The following is a 13258-nucleotide window of genomic DNA, read 5'->3' on the forward strand; positions in this document are numbered from 1 at the left end:
TCTTCGCATCTTTTGGAGTGTTGATCGTTAAAGGTCTTGGGGTTCCAAAACAGTTGCGATCGTTTGCATCAGTCTTTCTGGCTCGATCGGCTTCGATAAATGCTCGTTGTATCCGACTGATAGCGCTTGTTCGCGATGGCTCTCAGTCGCGTAAGCCGTCAGCGCGATCGCTGGAAGATCCTCTGCAAAGGCGCGGATTTGTCGCAGCAAGGTCAATCCATCCATTCCCTGCATTCCGATATCGCTGATCAGCAGATCAAACGACGATCGCTCAAATTTATCAAGTGCAGCTTGGGGTGAGGGAACTGCGGTCACGATCGCGCCTTCTTGCTGAACGATAAAGGCAAGGAATTGCAGGGTCGAAATATCATCCTCAACAATTAACACCCGAAGCCCCTTCAAGTTTGGCTTTGACGATGCAAGCATAGCGGTTTTCACAGAGTGTGAATCGATCACAAGCGGCAATTGAACAGTAAAGATTGCACCCTGTCCGATGCCTGCACTCTCAGCCCGGATGATGCCGCCATGCGCTTCGACCAACTGACGACAGAGCGATAGTCCCAAACCTAGCCCGCCAAACTGACGGGTAATTGAACTATCCTCCTGACGAAAGCGCTCGAACACAAACGGCAAAAATTCTGGATCAATCCCTTGTCCGGTATCACTGATTTGGATTTGAGCGGTGCGATCGACCCGCGATAATGTCACTCTAATCTGACCCCCGATCGGCGTGAATTTAATTGCATTCGACAACAGATTCCAGATCACTTGTTGCAGCCGTCCGGCATCGCCCATCACCGGCGAGATCGTTGCATCTAAATCTGTTTTAATTTGAATCGATTTTGCCTCGGCAGCCAGCCGAACGGTTTCGAGTGCGGCGACGATCGTTTCAATCAAGGGAACCGAGGTAAAGTTCAGCGTCAGCTTACCGCGCACAATCCGGGCTAGATCGAGTAAATCATCGACCAGTTGTGCTTGGCGTTTGGCGTTTTCTTCGATCGTTTTGAGCGCTTGTTGAGTGTTGGCTTCTGAAAGTTGCTGTGTTCTCAGGACTTTTGACCAGCCAAGAATGGGAGTCAGCGGCGTTCTCAATTCGTGTGAAAGCGTCGCCAGAAACTCGTCTTTCGTCCGGTTGGCGACTTCTGCGGCATCGCGGGCGACTTGTTCTTGAGCTAAAAGCTGTTCGCGTTCTTTTTCGTAGCGCTTCCGATCGGTAATATCGCGCTGAATGGCGACAAAGTGCGTGATTTCTTGCTGACTATTGCGAATTGGTGTGATGTTCCATTCGACGTAGTATTCGCTGCCGTCTTTGTGATAGTTAATCGCCTCACCGTGAAAGGGTCTGCCTTGAGAAATTTCGCGCCGCAGCGCATCAAGCACTGCTCGGTCTGTGTGCGCTCCTTGCAGCAAACGCGGATTTTTGCCTAACACTTCTTCTGCGGCGTAGCCTGTCATTTCTGTAAAGGCGGGATTCACGTAGACCATCTCAGGCCCGGGGGAATCGAGATGGGCAGTCGTAATGACGATCGAATCCCGCGATTGTTGTACCGCAGACAACAAAAGCTGAATTGCTTCCTCGGCGACTTGCAAATCTCTTAATGCGCTGGTTAGTCGCTCTAAGGATTCTGTCAGCCTGCTTTTCTGCTTGAGGGGCAATTGTTCAGCGTCTTGTTGCAGCTCAGCAACTTGCTTTTGCACGTCCTGAATCTGCTCGATAAACTCATCTCCGTTCACGCGATCCTTATAACTTAATCACTTCAAAATCATTATGATTTGTGCCGCACCGAAAGGCACTCCTACTGGGAGGGATTTAGCAATTCCTTAAGAGTTGATGGCGGCTGCAAGGCTAACTGCTTCTATAGGTGTTAATCAATCCTGATTCTGTACAGATTGCATCTAACGGTCGATCCCAGGGATCGATCGGCAATTCATCTATCACGGCAACATCAAACAAAACGCCGATCGTCGCTTTGCCTTGCCATTCGGGTTGGCTGAGCATTCGATCGTAAAATCCGCCCCCATAACCCAGACGATACCCCCGCCGATCGCACATTACACAGGGCACTAAGATTAAATCTACTTGCTCAGCCTCAAGCGTTGGACTGTCTGGATCAGGTTCTGGGATACCGAAGTTGCCCGATCGTAGGCTTCCGGGTGTCCAAACGTGCCACAGTAATGTTTTTTCCACACAGCGGGGCAATCCCCACACTTTCGGGATTGTCAGCAGTTCTTGTAAATCTGGCTCTTGACGAACGCTGCAGTACGATAAAACAGTTTTTGCAGAACGCAAGCTATCGCAGGCTTTGAGGTGTTCACAAATCTGTTTGCTTTTCGCTTCCCATTCCTGAAGACAGAGCGATCGACGTTTCTGGAGATAGATTTTACGCAACTCTGATTTATACATTTTTACTGTTCATTGCTAATTCGGCTTTGTCGTAATTTCAGTAGATATGATTGCAGATATACGTCGATCGCGGAACTTCTCTTTATGAACGTGCTTGACCCGACCATTCAGTTTCAGCACCTGCAAACGCAACTGCGCGAGCGTTGGCGCAATGTTGTTGAGTTTGACACCAGTGAAGCCGATATTATTGTGATTCCGTCACTCAGTATCGATCAGCGAGAATTATCTAAGATCGAAGGCTTTTTACACTATGAAGAGCGGCTATTATTCTCGCTGATTCGCCTGCGAAATCCTCGGACTCGGTTAGTTTATGTCACCTCGCAACCGATTCACCCTAGCGTGATTGATTATTATCTCCAGCTATTGCCGGGAATTCCATTTTCCCATGCTCGTGATCGCTTGCTGCTGCTTTCAACTTATGATTCATCGCTCAAACCCCTCAGCCAAAAAATTCTTGATCGACCGCGATTGCTCGATCGCATCCGGCAAGCGGTCAATCCTGATCGCGCTTACATGATCTGCTATAACTCAACAACTGTTGAACGCGACTTATCGATTCAGTTAGACATTCCCTTATATGCACTTGATCCCGTATTACTAAACTGGGGCACAAAGAGCGGCAGCCGGCAAATTTTTGCAGAAAGTGGAGTGCCACACCCAGACGGCAGCGAACTGGTTTGGACTGCAAAAGATCTCGCTGTAGCGACAGCCGAATTATGGGAGCGCAATCCTGAATTGCAACGCGTTGTGATCAAGTTAAACGAAGGGTTTTCTGGCGAAGGAAACGCACTCTTTGACCTGCGACCTTTGGGAGAATACAAGCCCGGAGTCATCTCGCACGAACAGCGCGTCAGTAAGATTTACGATCGCTTTGCTCATCTCAAATTTGAAGCAAAAACCGAAACTTGGGAGAATTACGGGGGTCGCATTCCGGAGTTGGGCGCGATCGCAGAAGCTTTTATCGAAGGTGAGCATAAACTTTCGCCCAGCGTTCAGGGTCGCGTCACTCCAGATGGCGAAGTAGAAATTCTCTCAACTCACGATCAAATTCTTGGTGGGCCTAGTGGGCAAATCTATCTGGGTTGTCGATTCCCAGCCGATGAATCCTACCGAATGCGGATTCAGGATATGAGTTTACAAGTGGGTCGAACCTTAGCGACCAAAGGCGCACTAGAGCGATTTGGAGTAGATTTTGTTGCCGTTAAGCGCGAGGATCAGTGGGAATTTCATGCGATCGAAATCAACTTGCGAAAGGGCGGAACGACACATCCGTTCATGACGCTGAAATTCCTAACCAATGGTCGCTATGACTTGTCAAGCGGCTTGTTTTATAGCCAGCACGGACGACCCAAATACTATATGGCAACCGATAATTTACAGAAACCGCAATACTGTGGGTTATTACCCAATGATTTGATGGATATCATCGCGCACTATGGTTTGCACTTCGATACAAGTACAGAAACGGGAACAGTCTTTCACTTGATGGGATGCTTATCTGAGTTTGGCAAATTGGGATTAACTAGCATTGGCAACTCACCGCAGCAAGCCGAAGATCTGTATCGCCGCGTGGTGAAAGCGATCGACGATGAAACAAAACCTTCGATCGACTTGCAGCAGATCTCAGCGATGCGCTGGAATAGCGGCTATTAACTGCATCAAATCGAATGTGCCGGATCTTTTGAGAGACAGGTTTTATCATTGGGAAAAGTACGATCGACCCTTCAACCATGAAAGACCGCATCAAAGATTTAGCCGTTTCGCTCGCTCCGCGCCTGATTGAAATTCGTCGCCATATCCACAGCCATCCTGAACTGAGTGGACAAGAGCATCAAACTGCTGCCTATGTTGCGGGGGTGCTCTCGTCCTGTGGGCTGCACGTTAAAGAAGCGATCGGTAAAGTCGGAGTTGTGGGAGAACTCGACGGAGGCGACGATCCAAGATTACTGGCAATCCGGACAGATATGGACGCGCTGCCAATTCAAGAGCGGACTGGGCTGGAATTCGCCTCACGTCAGCCTGGAATTATGCACGCTTGCGGTCATGACGTGCATACCACGGTGGGGCTTGGAACCGCGATGGTACTTTCTCAACTTGGGGTGCCGCTTCCGGGTAAAATCCGATTTTTGTTCCAGCCTGCAGAAGAAATCGCCCAGGGCGCTCAGTGGATGGTCGAAGATGGTGTGATGAATGATGTCGATTCAATTCTGTCCGTGCATGTATTTCCCAGCATTCCGGCGGGCAAGATTGGCATTCGATATGGTGCTTTGACCGCAGCAGCGGATGACTTAGAACTCACGATTATGGGTGAATCTGGACATGGCGCACGTCCGCATGAAGCGATCGATGCCATCTGGATCGCGTCTCAAGTCATTACCAACTTGCAGCAAGCGATTAGTCGGACTCAAAATCCGCTGCGTCCTGTGGTGTTAACGATCGGAAAAATCAGCGGTGGACGCGCCCCGAATGTGATTGCTGATCAAGTCACGATGTCGGGAACGGTACGATCGCTGCATCCTGAAACCAACGAAGTGCTACCGACCTGGATTGAAAACATTGTCTCGAATGTCTGCGAGATGTACAGCGCAAAGTATGAAATGAGCTATCGGCGCGGGACACCCTCGGTACAGAATGACGCGAAGCTGACAAGCTTGCTCGAATCGTCGGCGCGGGAAGTTTGGGGAAACGAAAGCGTTCAAATCATCCCCGAACCTTCTCTGGGTGCAGAAGACTTTTCTTGCTATTTGCAGCACGCTCCGGGCAGTATGTTTCGCTTGGGTGTGGGATATCCCGATCGCAAAAACTACCCGCTGCATCATCCGCAGTTTGAAGTGGACGAAACCGCGATCGTCACTGGAGTCGTCACAATGGCGTGTGCAGCTTATCGCTATTGGCAATCTTAAAATTCTTTCTCGTGGGGGAGTCTCGATCGAGCATTTATCTCGCACACTAATTACATTGATTTTAGGAGTGTCTGATGGCTTCTCCCACTCGGTTAACCGGACTAGATTTAGTCGATTGCGCCAGAGCAAATGCAAAACAAGGGATTGAAACAGCCGCAAATCTCTGTGGTTATGGATCAGATTTAGAAGGATTTCGATCGCAGCTAAAACAAGCCTGCGACCATATGCGGATTGAATTTCACGAACTCAGTGACTTAGTTAAAGATCAACCGGTCGCTGTGAGTTTAGAGGGTGTAACTGTAGAGCCGGATTCACCGGGAGAACTTTAAAAGATAAAACCTCCAATCTCTTGAAGAAATTGGAGGCTTTTGGGGATAGGGACAATCGCGATCGCGCTAGGCAGCAATGACTTGAGTGAGCGGTGTCCAACGGAAATAGCGCTCTCCGCCCACTTCGACGACAACCTTCACACGCGGTTCAATTTTGGGCAGATTTGCCAAATATTCAAGCTCTTGGCTCGATAAAATGTGCCCTTCGATAATCCAGAGCAGCAAGCCCTTCGATTTTGGGGGCAGTTGGGCAATTTGCGTGGTGACGATCGGCGGAACAAACCAGACATTTCCGACTGCTGCCCCAGAGCCAGTGCTTTTCTTACCCAAGTGTGCCGGACGAACACCATGCACTCCGGTCAAATAGGCAGCGACATCGCCCAGTCCTCTTGCGCTAATGCTGAGCGACTTGTAGCCCGATGCGCGAATTCTGCGGCGATACCGACCTTCAAATCCGCCTTCTAGCGGCACATAGGCAGCGATCGCGCCGTGGGTTTCAAGGTCTTTGATCAATTGTCCGCCAGTGGTGAGAAGTGCCATGTCGCCCGAACCTTCCTAAACAACGGTATTTACAAACAATATTAAGAGACGCAAAGCATCCATTGATATTTTAGTGGGTTATTTCCCCTCAAACCTTCAGGAATCTCTATTCCTGTCATAAATTTGTGGGTGGCGGGATGAATTGTGCCGTTCCGATCGTATTGGTCTGTATTCATCGAAACCTACCTTCAGCTACATAGAATGGAGAAAAATAGCGGTATGAGCAGTTTGTTTAGGGTGAAGTTCGATCGTAAGTTCAGCGCGATCGTGTTGGCGCTGCTGCTGAGTTTTAGCGTTCTACTCGGATTTCCCACTCGTGCAGAAGCCTCAAAAGTCGCCAAAGCGATCGCGTTTGATCCCGGTGCAACTGCAATCAACGTCGTCACAATCTACGAAACCACTCCGACCACTCAGAAATCCACCCTCAAATCGCTTAAGAGCATCAAAACCTACAAAAAAATACCAGGTTTTAATAGTGCGGCTCTGCTGCAAAGCGACGACGGAACCCGCATCATTGCTCTGTCTCAGTGGAAAGATCTAGAGAGCTATCAAGCCGCGCTCGCACCGCTCCGCACCGTGATTTTTGAAGTCGGCAAAGCTCAAACTGCACGCGAGAATCTTGTGCCAACGGTCAAAGGGAAAGAAGCTGTGGTTGAGTTTAGCGAATTCAAACTGAAATCTTCAGACGATCAGGCTAAAGTGGTCGCCAACGCTGAAAAACTAATCCCTGCTGCGCTGCTAAAACAGCCTAATCCCCAGTCTGTCATCTTGTTAAATAGCACTGACAGTGCCGATGTTGCACTACTTGCAAACTGGAACTGTACGGCTGATTTTGCAGAAGGAGAAAAGCCCGCTGAATTTGATACCTTAGACGCAGAAGTCGCTGGGCTAGTAGATGTTGAGCAGCATCTCTACAATGTGGTGAGTATCTTGCCCGCAGAAGTGAAAAAACCTAGCAAGGATTCAGAAGCATCATAAGATGCTGACTTCTACCGGTATGCTTACCCGCCTTATTTTCCCTTGCATCTCAAAGAGATTTCCCTATGACTGTCAGTGTACCTGAAAAGGAATCCTTCAGCCTCAGCGCCTTTCTAATTAGCGATGCGCCTGCCCGATTTTTACTCAGTTGGGTAGCTGGATTCGTCGATACGGCTGCATTCATTAGCTTGTTTGGCATCTTTACCGCTCACGTCACCGGAAATATTGCCTTAGCAGGTTCCGCTTTCGCCAGTTCTGACCCTCTTACGACGCTGCTTCGGCTCTCGATGTTGCCGATCTTTATGCTGTCTGTGATGGGGACATCGTTGCTAGGGCGACTGTGCCGCAAGCGCAGATGGGCAGTGTTACCAGTATTACTGAGCGCAGAAGCGATCGCCCTCGCTATCTTCATAATGGTCGGATTGCAATACTTTAGTACCCTGATTATTGATGCTCAAGATGACTTGATGTTTCCGATCGCGGCGACCGGCGTGATGGCGATGGGGATTCAAAATGCTTTGATGAAAGAAGCAGCTTCTTCGTTTACAGGCTATTTTCCAACCACGGTAATGACCGGAAACTTTACGCAGTTTACGATCGATCTAGTGCAATATTTCAGCGCAAAACTTTCCAAACAGACCGAAGAAGCGAAAGCCGAGGCAGCAGAGGCGATCGTAAAACTGAAGCGCACGTCGCCCCTGCTGGTTGGATTCTTTCTAGGAGGAACCGGAGCAGCCTATTTCGTGCCATCGGCAGAGTTTTGGTGTCTCTCGATGCCCTTGCTGATTGTGAGTATGCTGGCAGTCGCTGCTTACATTCAGGCTGCAAAAACTCAAAATGTTTAACAAAACGAGGAAATGGAACTATGAAACGAATGTTAGTGTCTATGTTTGCCTGCGTGATGCTAGTTGCAAGTTTTGCAATCACGCCTGTTGCTCAAGCGACTCCCATGTTGTCTGCGGATGCGCCTGCTGCAACCGTTGATCCGTACACTGAGCTAAAAGCGAAGATTGTACCTGAACTGGAAAAGATTCTGACTCCAGATCAGCAAACTCAGCTTGAGGAGGCGATCGCCAATGGAACGAGCCTGAAGAAAGCGTTTAAGTCGGTGGCGCTGACTCCAGCGCAGAAAAGTCAAGTGGGCATGATGATGAAGTCAGTTCCCAAAGAATATTTCACATCGCTGACTCCAGCGCAGAAGCGGGAACTGTTTATGCAGAAGAAAGAGTTCTTCATGACCAGCGGTAAGGCGAAAGCAGAAAAAGCGATGAAAGCATCTGCCGCAAAAGTTCCTGACGCGAAAGTTGCAGACACAATTGAATCGGCGGAAAAAGCAGTCGAAAAGAGCGCAGATTGATATGAGTTGAGGGTTTCGCATCGATCGATGTTCGCCCCTAAACTTTTCACTGCAACTTTCCATGGTGTAGAGATTTTGTGTAAGGTGTTGTCTCTACAAGCTAGCCCCTTCAGTCAGAGATGCGATCGCTGCTCGAAGTCCCCCACTCATAAGGAATTTAGGGGGCTTCCCGCATCTATAATCGCTAGCGGACTCGTATCCGCTTAGTTCTTCTTACCCACAATCTCACGCACCCGATAAATCGGGCGACCTTGCGATTCGTGATACGTCCGCATCGAAATCTCTGCCAAAAGCCCAAAGCTAAACAGATTCAACCCCGCAAGAAACAATACAACCGCAAGAATTAACAAAGGGCGCTGTCCGATATCCTCACCCAACCCCAGCTTCAAAAACACCAAGTAAAGCCCGATCGTGACTCCCGACAGAAGCGACAATAAGCCAAACAGTCCAAAAACGTGCATCGGGCGCGTGAGGAATTTCCGCATAAACGAAACCGTCAGCAAATCCATCACCACGCGGAAGGTGCGATCAAGTCCGTATTTGCTCTTGCCAAACTGCCGCGCATGATGCTTTACCGGGATTTCTGCGATTCTTGCACCTTCGATGAATGCTAATGCAGGTAAAAACCGATGCAGTTCCCCGTACAGGTTCATATCAGCAACGAGTTCTGATCGATACGCCTTTAGCGAGCAGCCATAATCATGCAATCGCACTCCGGTGACGCGCCCGATCAGCCAGTTTGCAATCTTCGACGGCAAGACACGGGTTAGCGAAGCGTCCTGGCGATTTTTGCGCCAACCGCTTACAAGATCGTATCCCTCGTTCAGTTTGGCTAACAGATTCGGAATGTCGCTTGGATCGTTCTGCAAATCGCCATCAAGCGTCACAATAACCTTGCCGATCGCCTGTCCAAACCCGGCTGCCATTGCCGGAGTCTGCCCATAATTGCGGCGCAAAATGACTGCTTTTAGATCATCTCGAAGCTGTGCCTGTTGTTTGAGTAGCGCGTCTGAGCCATCGCGAGAACCATCATCCACACAGATAATTTCATAGCTCAGTGCCGCATCTCTTAAACTCGTGGAAATCGCACTAATCAACCTTGGAATACTCTCCACTTCGTTGTAAATCGGAACCACGACCGAAACATCGGGCTGAACCGTGGAACCAAGCGCGATCGACAATTCACTAGAAATTACTGGCTTCATGAAGGCTAAACAATACACAGCCAAGACTCAGCTTAGGACATCTTGATCCTTTGAGGACGATTTTGGCTCGAATTAGGTTGCTTTGTCTTAGATTTTTTTGTTTTAGATCTTTGTTTTAGATTTCTTTGTCTTGTGCGATCGCGCCCACAGTCCCTTTCACGGCTCGAAGGTAATCGCTTGGAGCGAGTAGAATCTGTAGCCCTCGCATTCCCGCAGAGATCGAAACCACATCAAATAATTCAATCAGTTCATCGACATAAACTGGGTAATCTTTCTTGCAAGCGAGAGCCGTTACGCCGCCGCGAATGTATCCGGTGAGCGGTTGAACTTCCTTAAGGGGTGCTGTTTCAACTTTGCGATTGCCTGACAATTTTGCTAACGCCTTGAGATCAAGCTGCATATTACCCCCAATCACCGCAAGGCAAATCCCATTGCGATCGCCTCGCGCCACCAGCGTTTTAAACACCTGTTCGGGTGGAAGTCCAATTTTTTCTGCAACCGCTTCCGCTGCTAGATTGTCAGGATCGACCTCGTATTCTCTCAGTTCATAAGCGATGCCCAAGTTGTCTAAAACGCGAACCGCATTCGTTTTCATACGTAGTTTAGAGTTGCGAAACAGTGAATTTGTAACATTGGCAACACGTCATGGGAAGTCTACAAAAAGACCTTTCGTGTGATCCATCATGGTGGCTCGTAGACGTTTTATTCTTCAAGCTGGAGCAAGTCTTCTCGTAACGGCAGGAGTTCAGGGCTGTCTGCAAACTTCCCAAATCTCGACTCAGAACCAATCCACTCTCAAAGTTAGCAAAACTCTAGCAGACCAAATTCAGGAGCGGGGACACCTCAAGATAGTGACCGAAGACGACTACCCGCCGTTTGAATTTCTGCTTAACGGTAAGCCCACAGGCTTTAATCATGAATTATTAACACGACTACAGCAAGCCGTTCCTTTCGAGATTCAGCAGGAGATTATGCCTTGGCAGGGACTTCTGCCTGGGCTGGAGCAGGGCAAATATGATGTCGCACTTACGGCCGTTGGAATTACCGACGATCGCGCCAAGTTTCTCGACTTTACAAGCCCGATTGCAGAATCGACGATCGCTTATATCAAACGCAAAGATGACAACTCGATTCAAGCAATCAAGTCTCTTTCGGGGAAAGTGCTGGGCGTACAGCAGGGCGGCGTATCGATGGCTGCTATCCCTGACTTAGAAGCCACTTTAAAAGAGCAAGGAGGCAGACTCGGAACGGTCAAACAGTACCGGGGGTTTGCAGAAGCGTATCAAGACTTGCTCAACAAAAAATTGGATGCAGTTCTTCACAATATTGTGTCTCTGTCTGTATTAGTCGATGAAAAACCTGCCATTTTTGCGCTGGGAGAGCGAGTCAGCCGTAAATCTTATGCAGCTTGGGCGGTGAAAAAAGGCAACCGGGAGCTATTAGACCTGTTAAACCAATTTTTGCAGCAGCAGCGCGAGCAAGGAGAACTGAAAAAGCTTCAGCAGGACTGGCTCAGAATTACGTTCGAGCATCTCCCTAAAGAACCGCGCTTACCTGGCGATCGTCCCATTTCATCCTGAACTACTTTTTCGTTGTGTTCTGACTCATGAAATTTACTCTGCGAAAATTTGCGTCGCGTCACCGTGATATTTTGATGCGATCATTGACGGTTAGCCTGATTCTGTCGATCAGTGGTGGTGCTTGCTATAGCTATCAGTTAGTCCGGAACACGCTGTTAGCAAGCTTAAAGAAAAATGCTTTTTTAGAGCTTGCTCAAGGTCGAGAAAGCCTCGATCGCTGGCTCTCCAATCAAAAAATTCATGTAGAAACCCTAGCCAATACTGATCAGGTGCGAGCGCTGGATTGGGCTAAAACAGAACCCTACCTCAAATCAGAAACACTGCGGTTTAGTGATGTCTATGCCATCGCTATTGCTAGACCCGATGGATGGCGCAACGTGATCGGGGGTAAACCTGCAAATATTGCCGATCGCGTCTTTTTTCAAAAAGCAATGACAGGTATCACGAATGTCAGCGATCCGCTGATTAGCCGAGCCAATCAAACTCCCAGTTTGGCGATCGCGGCTCCGATTCGTGAGGGTTTTGACACGAATAGCCCACCGATTGGAGAAATCCATAGCCTGGTCACCTTAGAGCGCATTAATCGGGTCATTAGCAGTTTGGAATACGGCAAAAATAGCTATGCCTTTGCGATCGATTCCCAAGGTCGGGTTGTGGCTCATGCCAATCCAGCCTTTGGTTTTGGGAAGACTCAAGCCCAAGATGCCCAATTGCTAGAAATCATTCAGCACATTCCCAAGAACAAACAAGGCATTGAGTTAATCAAAGTCGGAAACCAAACTCAATATCTCGCTCATCTGCCGCTGCAAGAAGCAAACTGGTTTGTAGCGTTATTAATTCCAAGAGAGAACATCGAATCTCAGTTGCAGTACCTAGATAGTATTGCTCTAACTGTTGCCGGACTGGCGATCGCGTTACTGGTGATTCTCGGACGAATTCAGTTGATTGAGCAGGGGCATCTGAAAAAATCAAATGAACTTCTAGAGAAGCGGGTGACAGAACGGACAGCAGAGCTATCTAGCGCGATCGAACAAATTCAACAATCCCAAATTTGGATGATCCAGAATGAAAAGATGTCTGCGCTGGGAAATTTAGTCGCGGGAGTCGCGCATGAGATCAATAACCCGGTGAATTTTATTCATGGCAATCTTACCTATGTCAATAGGTACGCTGAGGATCTTTTGCATTTAATCCATCTTTATCAGGAACAGCTTCCTGATTCATCAGAGCCGATTCAGCATTATCTACAAGAGATTGATTTTGAGTTTCTAGCCGGGGATTTACCGAAAATGCTGACTTCGATGCGGATGGGAACGGATCGTATCAGGCAGATTGTTCTGTCTCTGCGGAACTTTTCGCGGTTAGATGAAGCAGCGGTCAAACCCGTTGATATCCATGAAGGAATTGATAACACGCTGCTGATTTTGCAACATCGTTTGAAGGCTACTGCCGATCGCACTGCAGTGGAGGTGATCAAAGAGTATGGAGATCTACCTTTAGTCGCCTGTTATGTGAGCCAACTCAATCAGGTCTTTATGAATATTCTGGTGAATGCTCTGGATGCGATGGAAGATCAGCGCAGCGCAAAGTTACCCACAAGCTGCACGATTCGGATTAGGACTCAAACGCTGAATCAAGGAATGGTACAAATTGCGATCGCTGATCAGGGTTTAGGTATGACTCCGGAGGCGCAACAGCGAATTTTTGATCCGTTTTTTACAACAAAGCCCGTGGGCAAAGGCACAGGCATGGGAATGTCGATCAGTTATCAAATCGTGACGGAACGGCATCAGGGTAAATTGTACTGCGTGTCCCAGCTTGGGGAGGGCACAGAATTCTTTGTTGAAATTCCTATACAGTAGCGTCGATCGCTCCATTGCATAGAGCGGTGAGTTCAGTCATTGCCTCTACGTCTCGGTCATGCTTGTTGCCGCTTATCTTCACCCGTGAGGCGGATCGCTC

Annotated in this window: 13 protein-coding genes; 8 read left to right on the top strand and 5 right to left on the bottom strand. The window is 48.6% G+C overall.

All coding sequences use genetic code 11. The features are described 5' to 3' along the window. Window positions 1–27 precede the first annotated feature (27 nt). Together NC981_RS06215 and NC981_RS06220 are read right to left on the bottom strand one after the other, a co-directional pair. A complete protein-coding gene (locus NC981_RS06215; protein ID WP_348242081.1) occupies window positions 28–1734 on the bottom strand; it encodes an ATP-binding protein in 1707 nt (568 codons plus the stop codon). A gap of 112 nt (window positions 1735–1846) precedes the next feature. Then, window positions 1847–2404, bottom strand: a complete 558-nt coding sequence (locus NC981_RS06220) for a 5-formyltetrahydrofolate cyclo-ligase (RefSeq protein WP_348242082.1) — start codon at window positions 2402–2404, stop codon at window positions 1847–1849. A gap of 84 nt (window positions 2405–2488) precedes the next feature. Here NC981_RS06220 and NC981_RS06225 point away from each other — a divergent pair, with 84 nt between their 5' ends. The 3 genes from NC981_RS06225 (at window position 2489) to NC981_RS06235 (ending at window position 5636) form a co-directional block, all read left to right on the top strand. Next, window positions 2489–4057 (top strand): peptide ligase PGM1-related protein, encoded by a 1569-nt coding sequence (locus tag NC981_RS06225; RefSeq protein WP_348242083.1) that lies wholly within the window; start codon window positions 2489–2491, stop codon window positions 4055–4057. A 77-nt stretch (window positions 4058–4134) separates the two neighbouring features. Then, window positions 4135–5307, top strand: coding sequence for a M20 family metallopeptidase (locus NC981_RS06230; protein ID WP_348242084.1), 1173 nt, complete (start codon window positions 4135–4137; stop codon window positions 5305–5307). 74 nt (window positions 5308–5381) lie between these two features. Next, entirely contained in the window at window positions 5382–5636 is a 255-nt protein-coding gene (locus NC981_RS06235; RefSeq protein ID WP_348242085.1) for a hypothetical protein, read from the top strand. A 66-nt stretch (window positions 5637–5702) separates the two neighbouring features. Here the strand turns inward: NC981_RS06235 and NC981_RS06240 are convergent, their stop codons facing one another. After that, entirely contained in the window at window positions 5703–6176 is a 474-nt protein-coding gene (locus tag NC981_RS06240) for an NAD(P)H-quinone oxidoreductase subunit N (protein ID WP_190379600.1), read from the bottom strand. A 219-nt stretch (window positions 6177–6395) separates the two neighbouring features. Here NC981_RS06240 and NC981_RS06245 point away from each other — a divergent pair, with 219 nt between their 5' ends. The 3 genes from NC981_RS06245 (at window position 6396) to NC981_RS06255 (ending at window position 8511) form a co-directional block, all read left to right on the top strand. Continuing rightward, window positions 6396–7154 (top strand): hypothetical protein, encoded by a 759-nt coding sequence (locus NC981_RS06245; protein WP_348242086.1) that lies wholly within the window; start codon window positions 6396–6398, stop codon window positions 7152–7154. A 65-nt stretch (window positions 7155–7219) separates the two neighbouring features. Beyond that, the gene (locus tag NC981_RS06250) at window positions 7220–7999 is read left to right on the top strand and encodes a YoaK family protein (protein WP_348242087.1); all 780 of its coding nucleotides are present in this window, start codon (window positions 7220–7222) and stop codon (window positions 7997–7999) included. Between the two features lie 20 nt (window positions 8000–8019). Further along, window positions 8020–8511 carry a hypothetical protein gene (locus NC981_RS06255; protein ID WP_190379603.1) on the top strand — a complete coding sequence of 164 codons (492 nt, stop codon included), beginning with the start codon at window positions 8020–8022 and terminating at the stop codon, window positions 8509–8511. A gap of 203 nt (window positions 8512–8714) precedes the next feature. On the opposite strand, the gene NC981_RS06260 is transcribed toward NC981_RS06255, so the two are convergent. Then, the gene (locus NC981_RS06260) at window positions 8715–9716 is read right to left on the bottom strand and encodes a glycosyltransferase family 2 protein (protein ID WP_348242088.1); all 1002 of its coding nucleotides are present in this window, start codon (window positions 9714–9716) and stop codon (window positions 8715–8717) included. Window positions 9717–9831: 115 nt separating this feature from the next. Continuing rightward, window positions 9832–10311, bottom strand: coding sequence for a Cys-tRNA(Pro) deacylase (ybaK, locus tag NC981_RS06265; RefSeq protein WP_348242089.1), 480 nt, complete (start codon window positions 10309–10311; stop codon window positions 9832–9834). 88 nt (window positions 10312–10399) lie between these two features. Here ybaK and NC981_RS06270 point away from each other — a divergent pair, with 88 nt between their 5' ends. Both NC981_RS06270 and NC981_RS06275 read left to right on the top strand, forming a co-directional pair. Then, a complete protein-coding gene (locus tag NC981_RS06270; protein ID WP_348242090.1) occupies window positions 10400–11296 on the top strand; it encodes a transporter substrate-binding domain-containing protein in 897 nt (298 codons plus the stop codon). A 26-nt stretch (window positions 11297–11322) separates the two neighbouring features. After that, window positions 11323–13158 (top strand): ATP-binding protein, encoded by a 1836-nt coding sequence (locus NC981_RS06275; protein WP_348242091.1) that lies wholly within the window; start codon window positions 11323–11325, stop codon window positions 13156–13158. Window positions 13159–13258 lie beyond the last annotated feature (100 nt).

The organism is Leptolyngbya sp. DQ-M1 (assembly GCF_039962505.1).
In the GTDB taxonomy this organism is placed as follows: domain Bacteria; phylum Cyanobacteriota; class Cyanobacteriia; order Leptolyngbyales; family Leptolyngbyaceae; genus Leptolyngbya.